Source organism: Campylobacter portucalensis (assembly GCF_009690845.1).
GTDB classification, from domain to species: Bacteria; Campylobacterota; Campylobacteria; order Campylobacterales; family Campylobacteraceae; genus Campylobacter_B; species Campylobacter_B portucalensis.
The window spans coordinates 1-22390 of sequence record NZ_VWSJ01000039.1; the positions used below are offsets into that span (position 1 = coordinate 1).

Below are 22390 nucleotides of genomic sequence, written 5' to 3' on the forward strand. Positions count from 1 at the left end.
TTCAGCAAATTTTAGAACTCTTAGCATAAATGATATAGTAAAAGATGGTAATATAGCTGGTTTAAGACTAAATTTTAGTGATGGCTCAAACAACATCGGTCAAAATAAAAGTGCTATTGGTGGGGTTAAATTTAAATTTGGCGATTCAGCTTATATTGGTGCATTATATGGCTACTCAACCAAAAAAGTATCTCAAAAATATGAAGTTGGGGGGGGGAAAGGCAGTATAGATAAAAAAGGTTCTTTAAAAATAACAAACGGTAGATCTAATGGAATATCTTATCTAGAAGATTACGATGAAGACGATGAAGATGTAAAGCTTTTTATACCATACACGCCTGAAGATTTAAAACAAAAACCACAAAGTCATATAGCAAAGATAGAATACGGAGACGATTATAACACCTTAGCCTTACAGTTTAGAAACTATAAAACAGGCTTTATCGGTAGAAAACTAAGTCAAAACACATATCAACTAAACTACAACCTAAAAGACCCAAATCGTGATAATATCGACATAAATTTAATATACGCTCAAAATAAAGGCACACAAGATTATCAAAAAGGAGCTAAATTTACAAGTCTAGCTTTAAACGATGATTTAAAAACAATAAATAATAGTAAATTCTTTGATCTTAGCAACTCCTTTAAAAATCAAATACCAAATGGTTTTATAGAAACAAAAATTGGCTTTAATATCTTAAAAAATAGCTATAAAAAATCTCGCCATCCAACTGAGATTAGTTTTATAGGTCAGAAAAATGATGATTGTAGCGGACTTGAATGCTATAAAGAAGGATATGAGGCAAATACACTATATCCTGAAGGCGATCAAAAATTTAACTCAATCTATATAGACAATAGCATAAACTACAGCATTTTTACCCTTACTTCTAATTTTAATTGGACTAAATATCAATATGAGGGAGAGAGATATGATAGGTTAGATAAATTGAGATATCCAGAAGGACCATTTGAAAAATTATATGGAGATGATTTTTGCATTAATAGCAAATTTAAACATATAAAAGATAAATACTTTGAAAGCGGGGAAGACTATGATTACGAATGCAGACCATTAGACAATGCACATTATAGAAGTTTTGACTATGGAAATGATAGATTTTTAAACTACTCTTTTTCACTCTCAGCTTATGTGCATGATATGTTTATGCCTTTTATAAATCACTCTAAAACTCACCGTGCACCAAATATAAAAGAGATGTTTTTTAGTGAATTTGGTGCTACAGGTGTAAACAACAATCTAAAACCAGAGATGGCAAAAACTTGGCAAATAGGCTTCAACTCGTTTAGCGACGGTCTTTTTAGCGACGATGATAAATTTAGATTTAAACTCTTAGCATATAAAACCAAAATAAGAAACTACATATACAACAAAAAGCAAAGAAAGAAAGATGAAACACGAGAGCCTTTTTACATCAAACACAACAACTACCATAAAGATGTAAAAATCAAAGGTCTTGAGCTTGAGCTTGGCTATGATATCGGAATTGCTTATATGAATTTAGCATATGCTCGCCAAAATACGGATCAACCTCTAAATTTCACCGATGCAAGCCCTAATGTAAATAGTGTGAGCAATAGAGGTAAATGGTTTCAAGGATACGGCTTGACAAAACTCACAATGCTGCCAAAAGATTACGCTAGCATTGATATAGGGACTAGAATGTTTGATAAAAAGCTAACTATAGGAGCTAAAGCAAAATACTACGGCAAAAGTAAGATCACAACACTAAAAATTGAAAGCGTAGCATGCCCTGGAGTTAGTAAAAAACTTCATAGTCATGGACACGGAAATGATAGTTGTGGTTATATTAAAAAAGATGGGGATTTAGAAAGTCAAGGCTTTATATTTGACTTCTATACTATATATAAACCAACTGAAAATTTCATCATAAAAGCTGAAATTCAAAACATTTTTGATAAAGCCTATATAAATCCACTTGACGCAAATAACGACTCAGCAAGTCAATTTTACTTTGAAATGGGTGTGAGTGATGACTATCAATACCTAACAAGCAACTATGCAAGAGGAAGAACTGCTTTAGTTAGCTTTAGTTATGAGTTTTAAATTATATAGATAAAGACTTAGTCTTTATCTATTAATCTTAATTTTTTAAAGATATTGCTCTAAATTTAATCAAATTTGTTTTAAATTTTAAATAGCTAAATTTTGTTTTTAACTTCTAAAATCTTTTGATTTTAAATTTCAACCAAATACAAAACTAAATTTAACAAAAATTTCAATCAATATCCAAATTTGTTTTAAATTTAAATTATATTTTTAGATATCAAATGTTATTTAATAAAATTAATTAAGCGAACCAGTTTAAATTTGACTCAGGTCTTGGCGATTTTTTACCAGAACTTAGCAACTATGCAAGAGATAGAACTGCTTTAGTTAGCTTTAAATATGAGTTTTAAATTTAAACCTAATAAATTTAAATTAAAAAATAATACAAATTTTACAAAAACTACAAATTTAATCAAAAATTTAAAATAATACTTTAATCCAACTAAAGATAGTTAAATTTATCTTCTGATTTAAATTTAACTAAAATTTTAGTCTTTATTTATTTTAAATTTAATAATATCCTAAATCTAATAAAAATTTCAATCAATATTTTAACTCAACTAAAAATAGCACGATATTCATAAAATCCTATTTAATTATATTTACAAGCCTGCCAAGTCCATCTATTTCACAAACGACTTCATCTTTACTTTTTAAAAATTTAGGTGGTTCAAAACCCATCCCTACGCCACTTGGAGTTCCTAAAGCTATAATCGTTCCAGCTTTTAGAGTCATCGCCTGACTAAGTTCTGATATCACGTAATTTTCATTAAATATCATTTTAGAGGTATTTGAATTTTGCCTAAGTTCGCCATTTACAAAGCTTTTTATATCTAAATTTTTAGAATCAATCTCATCTGCTGTAGCTACAAAAGGCCCCATTGCACAAAATCCATCTAAACTTTTACCAAAATACCACTGTTTATGGCGATTTTGTAAATCTCTTGCTGAAAAATCATTAAAAATAGTGTATCCAAAAATATAATCTTTAGCATTTTCAAAACCAACATTTTTGGCATCTTTTTTTATAATCAAAGCAAGCTCTACTTCATAATCAAGTTTTTCAGTGATATCGCTATGACTTAGCACAAATTCGCCACTTCCAACAGCTTCATTTACACGTTTTGAAAAATAAACAGCTTCATTTCTAGTACCATTAAATTGAATTTTTTTGTATCTATATGATTCTTTTGCATGCTCTATGTAGTTGATACCTAGACAAATCACATCTTGATTTGGGGTTATTATCGGAGCTTTGATTTTTACATCAGATAGATTTAAATTTGCACTATTTTTACCAAATTTAGATAAATTCTCCATATCTTTTGATGTATGATTTATAATAAAATCATTTAAGTTCCTAAATTCATCTATACTTAAAATTCTATCATCAAATAAAAGCCCAAATTTTAAAGTATCTTGATACTCAAAAGTTATAAATTTCATTTTTTTAAATCCTTTAGTAAATTAGCCACTAAAAACGCTAACTCAACGGCTTGATCAGCATTTAGCCTTGGATCGCACTGAGTTTCATACCTCTTAGCTAAAGTCTCTTCTGTAACGTTAAAAGCTCCACCAGTACATTCTGTAACATTCTCGCCACTCATTTCAAGATGAATTCCACCAGGATGTGTGCCTTCGCTTTTATGAATTTCAAAAAAATTCCTAACCTCTTCTAAAATTTTATCAAATTCTCTAGTTTTGTAATCATTTGAAGCTTTCACGGTATTTCCATGCATCGGATCACTACTCCATAAAATATTTCTACCTTCTTTTTTTACCTCTTTTAAAATTTTAGGAAAATTTTGCTTAATTTTTTCACAACCCATTCTTACTATCAAATTTAATCTTCCAGCTTCATTTTCAGGGTTTAATCTATCACAAAGCTCTAAAATTTCACTAGATGTTACATTCGGCCCTACTTTTACACCGATTGGATTTTTAACTCCACTTAAAAAATGCACATGAGCATCATTTATCTCTCTAGTTCTTTCTCCTATCCAAAGCATATGAGCTGAACAATCATACCAATCGCCCGTTAAACTATCAACTCTAGTTAAAGCTTCTTCATAAGGCAAAAGAAGTGCTTCGTGAGATGTGTAGAGCTTTGTTTCATTTATAACTGGTGTATTTTTTATATCAATTCCGCAAGCACTCATAAAATCTAAAGCTTTTGTGATTTCGTTTGTAAGTTTATTAAATTTTTCATCCAAATCAGTTCTTTGCACAAATCCTAAATTCCATCTATGAATTTCATGCAAATTTGCATAACCTCCTCTTGAAAAAGCTCTTAATAAATTTAAAGTTGTAGCGCTTTGAAAATACGCTTTTAACATTCTATTTGGATCAGGAATTCTTGAGTTTGCATCAAAATTAAAATCATTTATAATATCACCTCTATAGCTTGGAAGTTTTTTACCATCTTTTTCTTCAAAATCACTACTTCTAGGTTTTGCAAATTGCCCTGCGATTCGCCCTACTTTTACAATCGGAAAACTTCCTGCAAAAGTCAAAATTACAGCCATTTGTAATATTACTTTAAACATATTTTTAATGCTATTTGCATTGTATTTTAAAAAACTCTCTGCACAATCGCCGCCTTGAAGCAAAAAACTCTCTCCCATTGTCGCTTTTGCTAACTCTTTTTTTAAGCTTCTTATTTCGCCCGCAAATACAAGTGGCGGAAGGGTTGATAAATTTTCTTCAACAGATTTTAACTCTTCTAAATTTAAATAAACAGGCTGCTGTTTGATATTAAAATTTCTCCAACTATCTCTATTCCAAGACATTTTTTTCCTTTTTCTAAATTTTTGGTCATTTTATCAAATCAAAATAAATATAAGCTTTGGTTAAACAAAAAATTGTAAAATTACAGTTAATTTATTTTAGGAAAATTTATGTTTAATATTGAAATTATGTTTGTTGTAGCACTTGTAATTGGAATTATTATTTATATACAAATTCAAAAAATCACACAAAATATAGACGATAAAGAGAGTCAAGTCAGTATCGATAAATACATAAAATTTTGCGATATCATAAGCGACACTATAGAAGAAATTTATAAAGATATAAAGCTTGAAAATATAGAGTTAAAAGATAATTTATCCAAAGATGAAGTATTGGAAAAACTAAGCATTTTGCAAAAAGAGTTAGTATTTTTACAAAATATGAGTAACGGAAATAAGAGCTCAAAATCTTGGGAAGAGCGTTTATTTGCATTTTTATCTAAATTTGATAAAATTATAGATGATTACATTAAAAATGGGCAAGAGAAAAACGATGAAATTAGAATTAAATTACAAAATAGCTATAAAGATTTAAAATGAAGCCAAAATATAGTTTTTTTAAAAATGCCAACTACGCTTTACAAGGATTAAAGCAAGCAGTCAAAAATGAAATGTCTTTTAAAATAGAGCTTGTTTGTGTTTGCGTGCTATCGATAATTTTAATATTTTTAGAAATTTCTATTTTAGAAAAGTTGATAATGTTTATCGTGTTAATTCTTATTTTAATAAGTGAACTCATAAATACCGCTATAGAAAACGTTGTGGATTTAATAACAAGTGATTACCAAATCTTAGCAAAAATAGCAAAAGATATAGCAAGTGCTATTGTATTTCTTAGTATAAATTTAGCAATAATTGTGTGGTGTGTGATATTGTTTTATAATTTCAAACAATACTTTTAGTTGAAATTATTTTTGTTTTAATAAATCATTTAAACTAATTTTAGGATTTTTACCATCTATAATTAAAGCCACTTCATTTGCTATTGGCGTATAAATTTCTCTTTGTTTTGCTATTTTTATTATAGCTTTTGAAGTTATCACTCCTTCTGCCACTTCGCCAATCTCAGCCATAATGTCATCTATTTTTTTACCACTTGCCAAACCAAGACCAACTCTAAAATTTCTCGAAAGAGTGCTAGAAGCAGTCAAAAATAGATCCCCTGCTCCACTAAGACCAAGAAATGTTTCATCCAAACCACCAAAAACATTACCAAATCTCTTCATTTCAACAAGACCCCTAGCCATTAAACTTGCTCTTGCATTGTTTCCTAAATTTAAACCCTCACAAATTCCGCTAGCTATGGCTATTACATTTTTATAAGCTCCGCAAATTTCAGCCCCTATAACATCACTACTAGTATAGGCTTTCATAAAATCTGGAAAAAAAGAAACAAACTCTTTAGCTAAATTTAAATTCAATGAGCTAATCACAACAGCACAAGGAAGAGATTTTATAACTTCACTAGCAAAAGATGGACCAGATAAGAAGGCTAAATTTTCATCACTTATAAACTCGCCAAAAATTTCATGTAAAAATTTACCACTACTAAAATCAATTCCTTTTGAAGCCACTAAAATTTTTTGATTGTTGTTAGAAAAATTATTTTTAAGCCAAGAATAAGAAATTTGAGTAGATAAAGAAAATACTAAATACTCGCTTTTTATCGCCTCTTTTAAATCTACAAAATTTTCTAAATTCCTAGCAGTTCTTGAGGTTATTAAACATTTATTGTTTTTATTAAAAGCACTATATAAAGCACAACCCCACTTGCCAGCACCTATAATTGATATCATTGCAATTTTATTTTCAATAAATCATTTACTTTTGAAGGATTAAAAGCACCTTTGCCAGCCTTCATCGTTTGACCTACAAAAAAACCAAAAAGCTTATCCTTGCCATTTTTATATTCATTAACTTTATCTTGATTTGAAGCTAAAATTTCATCTATAACAACCAAAATAGCACTATCATCGCTTACTTGTTTTAAGCCTAATTTTTCTATCACTTCATCAACACTAATTTGATTTTGCATTAAAAAATCAAGCACTTCTTTAGCTGCTTTTTGAGATATAGTTCCATCTTCTATTCTGGTTAAAATTTCACTCATTACAGAACTATTTACTGGGCTTTCTTCAATAGTTACACCATTTTTTAGTCTCCCTAAAAGCTCCACGGTTAGCCAAGTAACACAAAGTTTTGGTTCATGGTTTTTCGAAATTAAATCCTCAAAATACTTAGCCATTTCATAACTAGATACTATAACTTCTGCATCACTTTGCTTAATACCAAGCTCATTTATATATCTAGCTTTTTTATCATCTGGCAGTTCTGGTATTTGTACAGCCTCTTTCATTATCTCATCATCTATATAAACAGGCAATAAATCAGGATCTGGAAAGTATCTATACTCTGCACTATCTTCTTTGCTTCTCATTGATTTTGTAATTAATTTTACGGTATCAAAAAGCCTTGTTTCTTGAATAACTTGAGTATTATAACTACCATCTTCCCAAGCCTCTATTTGGCGACCAACCTCGTATTCTATAGCTTTTTGTATAAATTTAAAAGAATTTAAATTTTTTATTTCAACTCTTGTATAAAGCTTTTTATCTCCTCTTGGGCGAATGCTAACATTTACATCACACCTAAAGCTTCCCTCTTGCATATTTGCATCACTTATGTTAATAAATCTCAAAATTGAGTGAAGTTTTTTAAGATAAGCAACTGCTTCATCGCTACTTCTAATATCTGGTTCGCTAACAATTTCTAAAAGCGGTGTTCCTGCTCTATTTAAATCAACCAAGCTTCTATCATCTTCGTGATTATTTTTACCAGCATCCTCTTCTAGATGTGCTCTTGTAATACCAATTCTCCTAATTTCATCACCAACATTTATAAAAAGCTCTCCATTTTCAACAATAGGGACATTAAACTGAGAAATTTGATATGCTTTTGGTAAATCTGGATAGAAATAATTTTTTCTATCAAAAACTGAATTTTGATTTATTTTAGCATTAACAGCTACTCCAAAACTAATTGCTTTTTTAACTGCTTCTTTATTTAACACAGGTAAAGCTCCGGGCAAGGCCAAACAAACTGGACAAACATGAGTATTTGGCTCATGACCAAAACTTGTTGGACAAGAGCAAAAAATTTTTGTTTTAGTATTTAACTGACAATGAACCTCTAAACCAATAACCACTTCAAACATCGCAAATTTCCTTACTTAAAATATAAAATCTGTCTAAATTATAATTTTAATGTTCATCAACAGCTACTGCACCAGCCAAATAAACATAACTTAAAACCATAAAAATAAAAGTCTGCAAAATAGCCATAAATGTTAAAAGTGCATAAGGAACCATCGGCACAAACCAAGGTGCTAAAGTTAGCATAACAAGCAAGAATAAATCATCACCCTTTATATTTCCAAAAAGACGAAATGATAAAGATACAATTCTAGAAAGATGAGATACAATCTCAATTACAAACATAAAAGGTGCCATAACTTTTATCGGTCCAGCAAAGTGCTTCATATATCCTAAAAAGCCATTTTTCTTAATACCTTGATAGTGATAATAAACAAAAACACAAATTGTTAAAGCAAGAGTTAAATTTAAATTTGCAGTTGGAGACTCAAAACCAGGCACCATACCAATTATGTTTGAGAGAAACACAATCAACCCTAAAGTAGCAATTAGCGGTAGATATTTTCTAGCCAAATCATAACTTCCCATAGCATCCTTTCCAATAGATAAAACGCCATTTAAATAAGCTTCAAATATGTTTTGAACCCCATGAGGAACAAGTTGCATAGATTTAGTAGCAGCTTGAGCTAAAAGCACAATAATAGCAACAACTAAAAGAAAATGAAAAACATAAATAAAAGTGTGATTATAGCTAATCGCACTTCCAGCAAATAAAAATATATCCTTTAACATATTTACCCTTAAATCTAAAATAGCCGTTATTTTACAATAATTATGGTTAAATTTTATTTAAATTTTAACTATTTTTGAAAATATCTAAAAATATTTTTAAAATCGTAACTACAACCATCGCTAAAAAAAGAGTTTTTATAAATTTAACATCCTTTTTAATAACTAAATTTGAACCTATATAACTACCTAACATCTGAGCTATACCCATTAAAATTCCAATTTTCCACAATATTTCGCCTGCAAAAGTAAATACAATCAAAGCTGCAATATTTGAAGTAAAATTTAAAACTTTTGTATTTGCAACTGCATTTTTCATCGTATATCCTAAAATTCCCATCAAAGAAAAAGTCCAAAAACTCCCTGTTCCAGGTCCAAAAAAACCATCATAAAATCCCAAAACAAAACCAAATATGACAAAAAATGTGTTTTTATTCATTTTTGCTTCTTTTTGTATTTCGCCTAAATTTGGAGAAAATATCGTATAAAAAACTATACCTATAAGTAAAAATGGAATTATAAATTTTAAAAATTTATCATTTATAAAAAGCACTAGCCCAACACCCAAAACAGTCCCTAAAAATGTAAAAATAATGCCTAAATATATATCTTTAAAATTTATATAGCCTTTTTTTGTAAAAGTTATAGTAGATGCAAATGTGCCAAAACTTCCTTGTAATTTGTTTGTAGCTAAAGCCACATGAACAGGAATTCCTACAGCCATAAGTGCAGGAAGACAAATAAGACCACCTCCTCCAGCTATAGCATCTATAAAACCGCCCAAAAAAGCAGCCACAATCAAAATTCCAATCTGCCAAATTTCAAATTCCATCATCTCTCCATTTAAAAATTATTAATATTATTTAAAATTTCATTTATTTCGCCACTTTGACCAAGTCTATATAAAGCAAAATCATATTTAATTGGATCTTTTTTATCAAATTCTCTAAGTTTATGAGTAAGTAAATTTACAGCCTCAAAATCATAACTTTTTCTACTTATAAGCCCTAAATTTAATGAAACTCTATGAGTATGTACATCAAGTGGAATAAGAAGATCTTTTTTATCAAATCCCTTAAAAAGCCCTAAATCAATATCACTATCTCTTATCATCCATCTTAAAAACATATTATATCTTTTATATGGTGAAATTGGTTTTTTATCAAAACTCTTTCCAAAGAAAAATTTATAACCCATACTTGTGTAGGAATTCAACATATAAATTTGATCTATAAAGGTCTTAATCGCATCTATCATCAAATATCTTTTTTTATAGCCTTTTTTAAAAACTTCTTCAATATCTAAATCATTTCTTAGACGTTTTATGGTTATGAAAATTTGTGTAATATCGTCTGAGTTTTGAAATCTATATTTGTGATTTTTATAAAATTTTTTAATCTCCTCTTCTCTCTCATCTAAAAGGCTAAAATTTAAAGACTCTAAAAATTTAACTATAAGTTTAGCATTTCCATATCCAAATAAAGCACAAATCAAAGCTATATTTGGCTCTTTAAATTTAGTAGCTATCCAAAGCGGATCTTGTGCGTTAAAGAGATTTTGATTTGAATTTTTTAAATTTACTTGATTATCAAGAAAAGCTTTTAAATTCATAACTCAATCTTATAATAACTTAAACTCGTTGAGCCAAATTTTTTTGTTTTAATCTTCTTAAATTTTGAAATTTTTTCATCAAATTTGATTTCGCTATTATGTTCGATTGCTATTAAAAATATATTTTTAGCACTTAAATTTTGTATAAAATTTGCAACTTTTTCATAAACATCTAAAAATCCTTCCCTTATATTAAAAGGCGGATCTATATATAAAATAATCTCATCATCTATTTGCATTAAAATTTCATTCATCAACTCAAAAGCATCCCCATTATAAGCTTTTAAATTTTGCTTTAAATTTATAAAATTTTCATTTAAAACATTAAAAGCCGATCTATCTTTTTCAATTGCAATGCCAATTTTTGCGAAGTTACTAACAGCTTCTGCTGCCATAGAACCGCTTCCACCAAACATCTCAATAAATACCCTATCTTTTAAATCAAATCTAAAAGAGTTAAAAAATGAACCTTTTACTATATTTTTTGTGCTTCTGGTTAAATTTAAACTTGGCAATTTTAAAATTTTACCTTTTAAAAATCCGCTATTTATCTTAGTATAAAAACTACTCATAATGCTCTCTTATCGTTTTTAAAATCTTAAATTTAAACTCATCAAAAATATTTGAAATTTTATCTTCTAATGCTGTTTTTTTAATATCTTCAAAAGAATTTAAATCTGCAAAATCAAATTTTTCTAAAGCAATTATAAGCTCGTCTTTTGTAAAAGGTAAATTTAAATAAGGCGAATTCTCCCCTATAAAAAAAACGCCTTTTCTAGTCATATCATCACTTATAATAATATCTTTTTTATCGTCAAAATCTTCTAAAAAAAGTTCTAAAGTCTTTTGTAACAAAATACAATCACACTCAATTTTCATAAATATCCTTTTGTAAAACTAATCATATAAAATTTCTCGCCTAATTCAAAAACCAGCCTCTTAAACTGCATTAAAGCATTTTTATAGCCATTTTTATCACTAAATTTTAAAAACATTTCCAAAATTTCACTCCCGCCAAATTCTAAAATTGCTCTATTTTGCTTCATAAATTTATCCATTTTTACACCTTCAAAGCTTAAAAATTCATCTCTTAAAATACCAAAATTTACGCTATAAGTAATATCACTAACACCGTAAAAATCAGCCATTTTATCGATTTCAAAAAAACTATAAACGTTGTGATTTTTAAAAATTCTAATAGTAAAATCATTACAACTATTTTCAAATCCATAATCAAAAGTTAAGAAATAAAATTTCTTAGAACTTTTATAAATTTTAGAAATAAATTCATTTAAACCTAAAGGAATTTCGCCTTTTTTTACGCCGTATTTTTTAGATAATTTTAAAACTTCTGGCAAAATTTTATCAAATTTAGGTTGAAAATTTTCCATAAAAAGCATTTTATCGCCATTTATAATTTCAGGCTTAAGACAATCAAAAATTTCATTAGAAATAAAAAATATACTTTCTTCACTAATTTCATCTAAACTTTTATAGTGTTTTATATTAATTTCATTTCCAAAACGCTCATAAAATTTATTTTTTTGAATTTTTCTAAGCACCTCAAATGGCTCAACCACGCAAAATTCAAAATCATTTAATCTATCTTTATCAAATGTAAAAATTCCTTGGATTATATCACAAATCAAATATCCATCATTAGAACCTATTTCGATAATTTTCGTACCTTTTTCTAAATTTAAACTCAAAATTTTTTTAGCTATACAAATTCCAAAAAATGACCCAACACTAACAGATGTAAAAAAATCCCCACTTTTGCCTATTCTTACTCCATTTTTATAGTAATTTTCAAAAAGCCAAGATTCAAAAAATTCACTAAAACGCTTCATATTTAAAACCAAATCAATTTTAACTACGCTCTTCAAATTTAGGCAATCGCCAATTTTTCTTATAAGCAATCATTCTAAAAATAACCCCAAAAATAAACAAAACCATTATCCAAAACATAGATGTAAAGCCCATATTATGCATTAAAAAATATATAAAACCCACAACTATACTAACTGTGCCATAAAATCCTGTTTTCATAAACCAAGGAATTTCATTATATAAAATATCTCTTAGAATTCCGCCTCCAACACCATTGGCTAAAGCAATTATCAAAACTCCAAAAATATTAAACCCATAATCCAAAGCAACCATAGCCCCAACAATAGAAAAACTCACAACATCAATAGCATCTGTAATCACAAACGCTATACTTTTATCAAGGCTCTCTCTTTTTGTTTGAATTTTAAAAATCCAAGATATAATTATTACAAACAAAACTATACTAACTGGCATATAATGTGTAAATGAATACAAATCTCTTCCAACCAAAATATCACGAACCATTCCTCCGCCAAGAGCAGTTAAAAAAGAAGCCAAAAAAATGCCTAATAAATCACACTCTTTTTTGACTCCATATAAGTACCCACTAAGTGCTGCTGATGCTATACCGATATATTCTGTTAATAATAGTGCTGTCATTTATAAAACTTTATTAAAAATTTTCTGTATTTTACTATTAAAGTGTGTAAATTAAGTTTAAATTTTATAAAAAAAAATAAAATTTCTTATAGAAATTATAAAAATACAGCATAAGTAGATTTATAATTTCAAAATTTTTATAGTAAATTAATAAAAAATAGTTAAAAAACGGATAAATTTATAGTTTTATGCATAAATTAATAAAAATTTTTATAATAAAATCAAAATTTTCTTGCTATAATAACGTGATTTTTATTTTTTAAGGATAGAGGATGAAAAAATTACTTTTCTTTTTGGCTTTTTGTGTATGTTTAAATGCAGATGTATTTCAAAATCAACAACTATATGCTGCTACAAATGTTGTAAATGCTTTTGGTTGTGGTTCAGATAAGAGTGTTAACAAATACATTAAAAATGCAAAAGCAATTGCCATATTAACAGATGTTAGAAGAGGTGCAGCAGTAGTTTCTACTCAAGAAGGGTCTGGCGTTTTTTCAATGAAAGATGAAAATGGCAATTGGAGTTCCCCTATAATGCTTACCTATAAGGGCTTTGGTATTGGATTGCAAGCTGGATATGAGTCAAATGACGTGGTTTTACTATTTCAAAGCAGTAAATCATTTAGGGATATTTTCAAAGGTAAAGAGACTTTGGAAATAGGAGCTAGTGCAAGTTTTATAAATGGCAAAATGGCTGGAGTATCAACCGATATTCCTGAAATTTCATCATGGATTATAAAACGAGGAGATGTAACTGGAATATATTTTGGAGCCACATTAGATATAGGAAAAATCACTATAGACAATCAAGCTACAAATGATCTTTATGATAGAATTTATACCTATGAAGATATACTAAATAACTCACCAAAAGATACAAAATATATAAAATTATTTAAAGAAACATTAACTAATGTATTGAATTATGGTAGCAGTAAAAATTGTAACCATAAAAATGCTGCAAAAAAAGAGATGTAAAAACATCTCTTTATCCACCCCATCCATGCATTTTTTTAGAACAAATAAGTGTATGATTATCCTTTATTAATACTTCGTTTATAGCGACATAGTTTAAATTTAATAATATATCTTCATACTTATAATAATCATATCTTTCATCATATTTTGAAACGATTATTAAATTACCAGCTTTTTTTAGATTTCTATATATTTTTTCTAAAATTTCACAATGATTTTCTACTCTAAATAAATCATCAACACCCAAAATTACAATATCAAATAAAAAAGATGGATTTAAAAACTTAAAATCAATATTTTCTTCCAAAAAATCACAATTTTCAATACATTCAAGAAGTGCATCTCTAAACTGAAAATTTTCATCTTTAATTAATAGTAAAGATGAATCTGGATATATTAAAATTGTTTTTATAATTGATTGTAAATCGTTTTGCATATCAAAAACTTATCTCCTTTATATCTGCAACTCTTAAAAATGCTTTATAAATTTGACCTATTATGGCTATTCTATTTGTTCGAATTTTTTTATCTTCAACATTAATCATTACTTCATCAAAAAATTTATCAATATCATTTTTAAGATCAAATAAAGAATTAAGATAAATTTTACAGTCTTTTTCATTTAGATCAATATCGCAAAAAGTTTTATGAAGAGAAATTTCAGCACAATTTTCAAATAATTTCTCATCTACAAAATCTATATTTTCATCTTTTATTATGTTAGATAATCTCTTAAAAGTGCTAAATTTATCTTTAAAATTCTCTTCTTTACTAATAGCATTTAACGCTAAAATAGAACTATTTAAATCTTTTAAATCCCCATCAGAACTTTTTATACAAGCTGCAATTATAGAGCTATTGGCATCATAAATAACATTTAATCTATCAAAAATAAAATTTTCTAACCTATTAATATCAAATTTAGAGTAGTTTTTAGAAATACTAGCTAAAATTTCTTTAATATTAAAATTAATATTATTATCCAAAACAACCCTTATAAGTCCATTTGCTGCACGCCTTAAAGCATATGGATCTTTATTACCATTTGGTTCTTTTGATATAGAAAATAAACTCATTAAAGTATCTAATTTAAATGAAATATTAATAATAGAGCTAAAAAGAGATGTTGGAAGGTTGTCATTATTTGGTAAATACTGCTCCTGTATAGATTTTACAACAAAATTATTATATCCTCTTTCTTTAGCATAATATCCACCCATAATCCCTTGCAACTCTCCGAATTCACAAACCATTTGAGTTGTTAAATCTGCCTTACTTAGCATAACCGCTTGTTCTATAAATTTTACAAAATCTTTTCCGCACTCATTTTCAAGCTCTTTTTGATAAATTTTAGCCAAGTATAAAGCTATATCAAGCTCTCTTTTTTCTTTATCATAAATGCTTCCAAGTTCTTTCATATAAACTACATTTTTAAGAGAGTTTTCATTAAAGTCATTCTTTAAATCACTTTGCCAGAAAAACATAGCATCGCTAAGTCTAGCTTTTAAAACCCTTTCATTACCATTAATAATTAAATCGTTATCTTGAGTAATTGCATTACTTACGACTACAAAATGATTACTTAAATTTTTATCTTTAAAACAAGGAAAATATCTTTGATTTTCTTTCATTGTAGTTATGATAACCTCTTTAGGAAGAGATAAAAATTCCTCATCAAATTTACCTAAAAGCGGCTTTGGAAATTCAGTAATAGCTATAATTTCATTCAACAAATCATCATCTTTTTCTATAATTAAATTTGAGCTTTTTTCTATATTTTTAAATTCATTTTCTATTATGTCTCGTCTTTTTTTACATTCCAAAATAACGCCATTTTCATGCAGTTTTTGAAAGTATTCATCAGTAGAATTAAAATGAATTTTTTTATAACCATAATTTCTATGAGGATAAAAGGCCATTTGACTTTGTAAACCAAAACTATTTATATTTATATCTTTATCATCCAAAACGCAAATCAAAGATCTAATCGGTCTAATAAATTCAAATAAACCTTCACCCCATCTCATTGATTTACCAAAATTTAATGCAGATAAAAACTCATCTATTGCTTCATTTAATACATCTTTAGAATTTTTACCTTTTTGTATTTTTTGATAATATAAAACTTCCTTGCCTGAAATTTCTTTAAATTTTAACTCATTCTCGCTAATTCCACACTTTTGAGCAAAACTTAACGCTGCTTTTGTAAAAACTCCATCTTTAATTGCAATCTGCTTTGGAGCTCCAATTAATTCTATGATTTTATCGGCTTGATAAGATGGAAAATTTTCACTAAAAAAAACGAGTCTTCTTGGTGTAAATTCAAATTTAAAATCAGAATTTAAACTAAATTTATTTAATACTTCATACCACTTTGGTAAAATATTTTTATATTCTTTTAAAAATGGAATCGCAGGAAGCTCTTCTAATCCTATCTCAATTAATATCTTCATTTTTCATCCTATTTTGTTTTGATTTTTTATTTTTTTCTATCATTTGTTTATTAAAACCTATAACTAAAAATGCCATAAAAAGCACAAACATAAACGTCATTATAAATTTCATTTTACTATCAACTCTCTTTGTCCTTTAAATTTTGTAAAAAATGCTCTCTCAAAAACTTCATGCTCTGAATTTTTTAATTTTCTTGAGTAGCTATAAACTTTTATAACGCCAAATTCTCCAACAAGCTCCCCATTTATAACTTTGCCTTGAATTTCTCTTACAACATCGCCATGTCTAGCAATATTTATATTTTTGACATCCAGAAGATAATTATCTAAATTTTGAGCTGTTTTTTGGGTTTTTAAAATTTGATAATTATCAATTTCGTAATTATCCTTATAAATTTGTGCTGAGTATATCAAAACATCAACCAAATCTCCTAATTCTAAATCATTAATCTTACCATAAAAATAAAGCCCTCTGCCATTTTGATCCGATAAGACAAATCCATTTTTATCTTTATAGGTTAAAGCTAAATTTTTAAAGCCAAAGTTTTTACTAAATTTAGTTTTGCCATAAATTTCATCAATATTATTTAGCCAAATAGTGGTGGTTTTAAATTTCTGAGAATTGGTAGTTATCTTAAATACTAAAGGATAATGGTCTGAAATTTTAAATTTTGAATTAAAAAATTTACTATCATTAAAAATCTCAAAACTATTTTTTAAATAACTTATATCGTTACCATTAAAAAAATCACTACTTAAAATAATATGATCAATCGCACTGCCACTTATATGAGAAATTCTCTGCCTTGCATTTTTTTCTTGCCAAAGATTTTTATAATTTGAGAGATTATTTAATAAAAATTCATATCCATATCTACTGTTAAAATCCCCTAGTAAAATAGAATGCTTATCGTTTTTGATAAAATTCATAAACTCATTTGCAACTATTTTTCTATCTCGTTTTGAATTTTTCATAGCTGGAAAATGTGCTGTAGTGATTGTGAATTCTTGTCCATTAAAACTAAATCTAGCTTTTATGAAATCCCTAGTTTTAATACCTTTTATTCTGTAAATTTCCTTTGATTTGATGGGAATTTTTGATATTATTCCAAGACCAAAAGGAGATTTTTTATCTTTAGAAAAAACGTAATTTTTATAGCCTATATTTTTTGCTATACTTCTTAAAACTCCCTCATTTTCTATCTCTTGTAAGGCTATGATATCAGCATCAATTATTTTTAACAATTTAGAGACTAAATTTAGCTTTGTATCATATTTTGACTTATTCCAAGAAGATTTTCCTATCACAAAATTTTTATATTCACTGCCATTATTAACATCATCAAATAAATTTTCAACATTAAAAGTAGCTATTTTTAATTCCGCACAAAATACAGACAAACAAAAAACTATTAAACAGATAAAAATTCGCACTCTAAATCTCCATAATTTTGCCTAATAGCCTCATAAGCTATAATCCCAACACTCATAGCTAAATTTAAACTTCGCCCACCTTTTACCATCGGTATATTTAAAGCATTTTTAAAGTTTCTCTCCATCAACCACATCGGAAGCCCTGTGCTCTCTCCGCCAAACAATAAAAAATCATCTTTTTTAAATTTTTGCTCAAAATACGCTTTCTTGCTCTTTGTGGTAGCGAAAAAAAATCTATCAAACCTACTTTCGTTTTCTACTAAAAATTCATCCAAACTTTCCCAAATTTTAGGATTTAGCTTTTTCCAATAATCAAGCCCAGCTCTTCTTACTGCTTTTTCATCAAGGTCAAAAACAGTTGGTTTTACTATATGAAGATTAAGACCTGCATTTATACAAAGCCTTCCAATGGCACCAGTATTTTGAGGAATTTGGGGATGGACTAAAACGATATTTAGCATCAAAATATTACCGTTTTATTATCATAAACAAAAACTCTATCATCAAAAACCAAATCAAGAGCATTAGCTAAAACATTTCTTTCTATATTTCTTCCTGCTTTTCTCATCTCTTGCCAACTCATTTCGTGATTTACTCTAACAATATCTTGTGTGATAATTGGTCCTTCATCAAGATTATCATTTACAAAATGAGAAGTTGCTCCAATAATTTTTACACCTCTTTCAAAAGCCTGCTTATAAGGGTTTGCACCTATAAAAGCAGGTAAAAATGAGTGGTGGATATTTATTATCTTATTAATAAAATTTGAAACAAAATTTGACGATAAAATTCTCATATACTTAGCTAAAATTATATAATCAAAACTATATAAAAATAGTTTTTCTAATATCAATTTTTCGTGACTTTCCCTATCTAATCCATCGCTTTTTATACAAATAAACTCTATATTAAATTTCTCAACAAGATTTCTTAAATCATTATGATTTGCTATAACAGCTATTATGTTTGCGTTTAATTCATTGCTATCATGTTTAATCAATAAATCACCAAGGCAATGAGTTTCTTTTGTGGCCATTATGATTATATCTTTCTTTTTAGCCTCTTTTAAAACAATATTTGCTTTACCACCAAGCATAGCATTTAATGAGCCATAAATCGCCAATATATCAATCTCATTTTGAGCAATAATCTCAGCCCTGTAAAAAAATTTATTGACATTATGATCAACAAATTCATGGTTTTTCTCGATATTTAGATTAAATTTAAAAACAACATCTGAAATTCTATAAATAAGCCCTTTTTCATCTTCGCAATCTATTTTTAAAATATATTTTTTCATAAAATTAACTTTCTATTAAATTTAAATCTGTAATTTTACACAAATTTCTATAAATTTATGCTTTAAAATTTTCTAGAAATTTATGGATTTCATCTTTTTTTAATCTTGCAATTTCATCTGCTAACTCTTTTTTTTCAAAACCCAACTCCATAACATCTTCGCTTTTGATTTTTGATGAAAATTTATTATCATAAATGCCAAATTTTTTAGCTCTATTAATTAAATCTTTATTATCAAGTCCAAGCCAATTTTTTAATGGCATCTTTAAAGAGACTTCAAGTAAATTCAAATCTGTTATATTTTTAAAATATGGTTGATTTAAAATATCCTTATATACTTGATTTAGGCTTAATCTCTTTAAAATCTTTTTTTTATCTAAATTTAAAAAATTTAATGTTTTGTATAAAAAATACATCTCATTTTTTATAAATTTAGATCCATTTTTTATTAAATTTCTTAAATTTACATACTCTTCATAAGTTATTTTATATAAAAATAAAAAATAAAATAAATTTAATTTATATATTAAATCTAGCCCTAAAATTTGATATTTGGAATTAAAAAATTTTCTAAGTTCAGATTGAATTCTATAAACACTCAAATCACTCAAATCCATATTTTTCATTAAATTTAAACTATTTTTATCGACTTTTAAATTAAACCTTGATATAAATTGAACGCCCCTTAAAACCCTTAAACTATCCTCTATAAAAGTCTTTTCATCAACAACTCTTAAGATTTTGTTTTTAATATCAAAAATACCGCCATAAAAATCAAAAACTTCGCCACTAAAAATATTGATCATAATAGAATTTATAGTAAAATCTCTTCTTTTGGCAGCTGTTTTTTCGTCATTACAAATTTCTATTTCAAAACCCTTATGACCAAATCCAGTCTTATTCTCAATCCTAGGAAGTGATATATCGAAATTTTTATATTTATAAACATAAAAACTCTTTGCATTTCCAACAGCACCAAGTTTGTTCATCAAGACCTCAAAATCATCTTGTTTTATATCAAAAACCTCGATATCAACATCATTTGAGTGTTTTTTCATAAAAAAATCTCTCACAAAGCCACCAACAAAATAGGCTCTTTTTGTATATGGCTTTAGAAGTTCATAAATTTCAATAAAATCTTTATTTTGATAAATTTTTAAGTTTTTTTTCGATACTTGCAAGCAAAAATTCCATAAATTTTAAACTTAATTCAACCCTAGCTTCAATATCGGATTTATCAAAACTATTAAGCCCTTCAAACAAAACCAAAATTCTATCTTTTAAATTTATTAAAAAATCTTTTTGAGCGTTTTTTGATATTAAAATTTCATCATTTAATCTAGCGATTTCATCACTTAAAAAATCTAAATTTAACAAATCGCTACTTTCTTTATCACTTATGGATTCTTTTTGTAATTTATATTCATCATCTATTTGATTTTTGCTATTTTCTTCTAGCTCTTTAATTACAATTTGCGTTAATTCTTCTATTTTCATATTTGAGTAAGCCACCTTTTAAATTTATCGATATCATCTTTATTTTTACTAAAAAATAAATTTAACATCTCTTGATTTGGTTTATACTTTATACGCTCAACAGCCTTTAAAATTTCAATATTTTCAGGCTGTATTTTTAAAATTTCATTATAAATTTTTAAAGCATCGTTATTTAAACCTTGAGATTCATAAATCAAAGCTTTTGTTAATAAATCATTCATAATTGTGCAATTTTATCACTAATATGAGTGCCTATTTCATCGGTAGAACATATCTCTTTGGCGTTAAAATTTGCTATATCTTTTGTTCTATATCCCTCTTTTAAAATTTCTCTAACTGCTTGTTCTATTAAATTTGCAGCTTCATTTTCATCAAATGCATATCTAAGCATTAAAGCAGCACTCAAAATCATAGCAATTGGATTTGCTATACCTTGTTTTGCAATATCTGGTGCTGATCCGTGAATTGGCTCAAAAATTCCGACTTTTCCGCCTATGCTAGCACTAGGAAGAAGGCCAATCGATCCACAAATCATACTAGCTTCATCACTTAAAATATCGCCAAATAAATTCTCGGTTAAAATCACATCAAATTGCTTTGGATACCTAATCAACTGCATAGCCGCATTATCAACATACATAAACTCAAGCGATACATCACTATAATCTTTTGCAACTTCATTTGCAACTTCTCGCCATAATTGACTTGTTTCTAAAACATTTGCCTTATCAACTAAAGTAACTTTTTTATCTCTTTTTTGTGCAACTTCAAAAGCAACTCTTGAAATTCGCTCAATCTCAAATTTATCATAAACCATCGTATTATAAGCTCTATCTTCTAGCAACTCTCGCGGCTCTCCAAAATAAATTCCCCCCGTTAATTCTCTAACAACCATAATATCAACATCTTTTAAAATTTCAGGTTTAATCGTAGAGGCTTCGACTAACTCATCAAAAACTATAGCAGGTCTTAAATTAGCAAAAGCTCCTAAACCTTTTCTTAGCTTTAATAATCCGCTCTCTGGTCTTAAGTGTCTTTCTAAATTATCCCATTTTGGTCCGCCAATAGCTCCAAAAAGCACAGCATCTGATTTTAAAGCAACCTCAAGAGTTTGTTCTGGTAATGGCTCGCCAAAAACTTCAATAGCAGCACCGCCCATTAGCATATGCTCATAATTTAATTCAAAATTAAATTTATTAGAAACCGTATCTAAAACTTTAATAGCTTCATCTATAATCTCAGGCCCTATTCCATCGCCTTTTATAACACAAATATTATAACTTTTCACTATATTTCCTTTTGTTTTGCATAATTTATAAGCCCGCCAGAATTTAAAAGCTCTTGCATAAATTCAGGGATTGGTTCAAATTGATACTTTTCATTTTTTGTATTGTTTTTAATGATTCCAGTATTGACATCAATATCTAAATCATCACCCTCATCTATCTTATTAGTATCTTTACATTCTAAAATTAAAAGTCCAGTATTAAAACTATTTCTATAAAAAATTCTAGCAAAACTTTTAGCTATTATTGTTGAAATTCCAGCCGCTTTTAACGCTATTGGAGCGTGTTCTCTACTACTTCCGCAACCAAAATTTTCATCTGCTACTATAATATCACCTCTATTTATTTTTTTATAAAAATCTTTATCAGCATCTTCCATTATATGAGTTGCCAAAAATTCAGGATCTGATGTATTTAAATAGCGAGCTGCAATTATAATATCCGTATCGATATTATCGCCAAATTTCCATACTTTTGCCATAAATTTTTCCTTTTCATAAAATAATCTGAGTATTTTA

The 22390-nt window shown here is 27.6% G+C and carries 26 protein-coding genes; 4 read left to right on the forward strand and 22 right to left on the reverse strand.

Annotation, left to right across the window (positions count from 1 at the left end; genetic code table 11):
• Positions 1–2092: TonB-dependent receptor domain-containing protein (locus tag F1B92_RS08855; protein ID WP_195836332.1), on the forward strand; the 2092-nt coding region annotated here is incomplete at its 5' end.
• 591 nt (positions 2093–2683) lie between these two features.
• Here F1B92_RS08855 and F1B92_RS08080 read toward each other — a convergent pair.
• Together F1B92_RS08080 and F1B92_RS08085 are read right to left on the reverse strand one after the other, a co-directional pair.
• The gene (locus tag F1B92_RS08080; RefSeq protein ID WP_154571337.1) at positions 2684–3541 is read right to left on the reverse strand and encodes a fumarylacetoacetate hydrolase family protein; all 858 of its coding nucleotides are present in this window, start codon (positions 3539–3541) and stop codon (positions 2684–2686) included.
• On the reverse strand, positions 3538–4884 hold the full coding sequence (locus F1B92_RS08085) for a class II 3-deoxy-7-phosphoheptulonate synthase (protein WP_154571338.1): 1347 nt from the start codon (positions 4882–4884) through the stop codon (positions 3538–3540). The genes F1B92_RS08080 and F1B92_RS08085 overlap by 4 nt, the downstream gene beginning before the upstream one ends.
• 108 nt (positions 4885–4992) lie before the next feature.
• Between F1B92_RS08085 and F1B92_RS08090 the strand changes: the two genes are divergently transcribed.
• Entirely contained in the window at positions 4993–5424 is a 432-nt protein-coding gene (locus F1B92_RS08090) for a hypothetical protein (RefSeq protein WP_154571339.1), read from the forward strand.
• Positions 5421–5786, forward strand: coding sequence for a diacylglycerol kinase (locus tag F1B92_RS08095; RefSeq protein ID WP_154571340.1), 366 nt, complete (start codon positions 5421–5423; stop codon positions 5784–5786). Before F1B92_RS08090 ends, F1B92_RS08095 begins: the two co-directional genes overlap by 4 nt.
• Positions 5787–5792: 6 nt before the next feature.
• On the opposite strand, the gene F1B92_RS08100 is transcribed toward F1B92_RS08095, so the two are convergent.
• From F1B92_RS08100 to F1B92_RS08140, 9 genes are all read right to left on the reverse strand, one after another.
• A complete protein-coding gene (locus F1B92_RS08100) occupies positions 5793–6686 on the reverse strand; it encodes an NAD(P)H-dependent glycerol-3-phosphate dehydrogenase (protein WP_326833139.1) in 894 nt (297 codons plus the stop codon).
• Positions 6677–8098, reverse strand: coding sequence for an Asp-tRNA(Asn)/Glu-tRNA(Gln) amidotransferase subunit GatB (gene gatB / locus F1B92_RS08105; RefSeq protein WP_154571342.1), 1422 nt, complete (start codon positions 8096–8098; stop codon positions 6677–6679). Before gatB ends, F1B92_RS08100 begins: the two co-directional genes overlap by 10 nt.
• Positions 8099–8144: 46 nt before the next feature.
• Complete coding sequence (locus tag F1B92_RS08110; RefSeq protein ID WP_154571343.1) at positions 8145–8828, reverse strand: F0F1 ATP synthase subunit A; 684 nt, start codon at positions 8826–8828, stop codon at positions 8145–8147.
• 64 nt (positions 8829–8892) lie between these two features.
• A complete protein-coding gene (locus F1B92_RS08115; protein WP_154571344.1) occupies positions 8893–9657 on the reverse strand; it encodes a TSUP family transporter in 765 nt (254 codons plus the stop codon).
• Positions 9658–9668: 11 nt separating this feature from the next.
• Positions 9669–10436 (reverse strand): TIGR02757 family protein, encoded by a 768-nt coding sequence (locus F1B92_RS08120; RefSeq protein ID WP_154571345.1) that lies wholly within the window; start codon positions 10434–10436, stop codon positions 9669–9671.
• Complete coding sequence (locus F1B92_RS08125; RefSeq protein WP_154571346.1) at positions 10433–11008, reverse strand: RsmD family RNA methyltransferase; 576 nt, start codon at positions 11006–11008, stop codon at positions 10433–10435. Before F1B92_RS08125 ends, F1B92_RS08120 begins: the two co-directional genes overlap by 4 nt.
• Positions 11001–11315 carry a hypothetical protein gene (locus tag F1B92_RS08130; protein ID WP_154571347.1) on the reverse strand — a complete coding sequence of 105 codons (315 nt, stop codon included), beginning with the start codon at positions 11313–11315 and terminating at the stop codon, positions 11001–11003. The genes F1B92_RS08125 and F1B92_RS08130 overlap by 8 nt, the downstream gene beginning before the upstream one ends.
• Positions 11312–12286 (reverse strand): SAM-dependent methyltransferase, encoded by a 975-nt coding sequence (locus F1B92_RS08135; RefSeq protein WP_154571348.1) that lies wholly within the window; start codon positions 12284–12286, stop codon positions 11312–11314. Before F1B92_RS08135 ends, F1B92_RS08130 begins: the two co-directional genes overlap by 4 nt.
• Positions 12287–12305: 19 nt before the next feature.
• Positions 12306–12926 (reverse strand): trimeric intracellular cation channel family protein, encoded by a 621-nt coding sequence (locus F1B92_RS08140; RefSeq protein ID WP_154571349.1) that lies wholly within the window; start codon positions 12924–12926, stop codon positions 12306–12308.
• Between the two features lie 272 nt (positions 12927–13198).
• Between F1B92_RS08140 and F1B92_RS08145 the strand changes: the two genes are divergently transcribed.
• Entirely contained in the window at positions 13199–13903 is a 705-nt protein-coding gene (locus F1B92_RS08145) for a lipid-binding SYLF domain-containing protein (protein WP_154571350.1), read from the forward strand.
• A 10-nt stretch (positions 13904–13913) separates the two neighbouring features.
• On the opposite strand, the gene F1B92_RS08150 is transcribed toward F1B92_RS08145, so the two are convergent.
• Genes F1B92_RS08150 through F1B92_RS08195 form a run of 11 tightly spaced genes read right to left on the reverse strand, consistent with a single transcriptional unit; the run spans position 13914 to position 22353 of the window.
• Positions 13914–14339 (reverse strand): hypothetical protein, encoded by a 426-nt coding sequence (locus F1B92_RS08150; RefSeq protein ID WP_154571351.1) that lies wholly within the window; start codon positions 14337–14339, stop codon positions 13914–13916.
• Between the two features lies 1 nt (position 14340).
• Entirely contained in the window at positions 14341–16356 is a 2016-nt protein-coding gene (glyS, locus tag F1B92_RS08155; protein WP_154571352.1) for a glycine--tRNA ligase subunit beta, read from the reverse strand.
• Positions 16340–16468: a hypothetical protein gene (locus F1B92_RS09405; RefSeq protein ID WP_268233933.1), complete on the reverse strand. Its 129-nt coding sequence runs from the start codon at positions 16466–16468 to the stop codon at positions 16340–16342. The genes glyS and F1B92_RS09405 overlap by 17 nt, the downstream gene beginning before the upstream one ends.
• Entirely contained in the window at positions 16465–17790 is a 1326-nt protein-coding gene (locus F1B92_RS08160; protein WP_154571353.1) for an endonuclease/exonuclease/phosphatase family protein, read from the reverse strand. Before F1B92_RS08160 ends, F1B92_RS09405 begins: the two co-directional genes overlap by 4 nt.
• On the reverse strand, positions 17769–18251 hold the full coding sequence (locus tag F1B92_RS08165) for a tRNA (cytidine(34)-2'-O)-methyltransferase (protein ID WP_154571354.1): 483 nt from the start codon (positions 18249–18251) through the stop codon (positions 17769–17771). Before F1B92_RS08165 ends, F1B92_RS08160 begins: the two co-directional genes overlap by 22 nt.
• Positions 18251–19090 (reverse strand): formyltetrahydrofolate deformylase, encoded by an 840-nt coding sequence (gene purU, locus F1B92_RS08170; protein ID WP_154571355.1) that lies wholly within the window; start codon positions 19088–19090, stop codon positions 18251–18253. Before purU ends, F1B92_RS08165 begins: the two co-directional genes overlap by 1 nt.
• Before the next feature lie 55 nt (positions 19091–19145).
• Positions 19146–20270: a tRNA nucleotidyltransferase/poly(A) polymerase family protein gene (locus tag F1B92_RS08175; protein WP_154571356.1), complete on the reverse strand. Its 1125-nt coding sequence runs from the start codon at positions 20268–20270 to the stop codon at positions 19146–19148.
• Positions 20230–20586, reverse strand: a complete 357-nt coding sequence (locus tag F1B92_RS08180) for a CiaD-like domain-containing protein (RefSeq protein ID WP_154571357.1) — start codon at positions 20584–20586, stop codon at positions 20230–20232. Before F1B92_RS08180 ends, F1B92_RS08175 begins: the two co-directional genes overlap by 41 nt.
• Positions 20583–20807, reverse strand: a complete 225-nt coding sequence (locus tag F1B92_RS08185) for a tetratricopeptide repeat protein (protein ID WP_154571358.1) — start codon at positions 20805–20807, stop codon at positions 20583–20585. Before F1B92_RS08185 ends, F1B92_RS08180 begins: the two co-directional genes overlap by 4 nt.
• Positions 20804–21874 carry a 3-isopropylmalate dehydrogenase gene (leuB, locus tag F1B92_RS08190; RefSeq protein WP_326833138.1) on the reverse strand — a complete coding sequence of 357 codons (1071 nt, stop codon included), beginning with the start codon at positions 21872–21874 and terminating at the stop codon, positions 20804–20806. The genes F1B92_RS08185 and leuB overlap by 4 nt, the downstream gene beginning before the upstream one ends.
• On the reverse strand, positions 21874–22353 hold the full coding sequence (locus F1B92_RS08195; protein ID WP_154571359.1) for a 3-isopropylmalate dehydratase small subunit: 480 nt from the start codon (positions 22351–22353) through the stop codon (positions 21874–21876). Before F1B92_RS08195 ends, leuB begins: the two co-directional genes overlap by 1 nt.
• Positions 22354–22390: the final 37 nt, after the last annotated feature.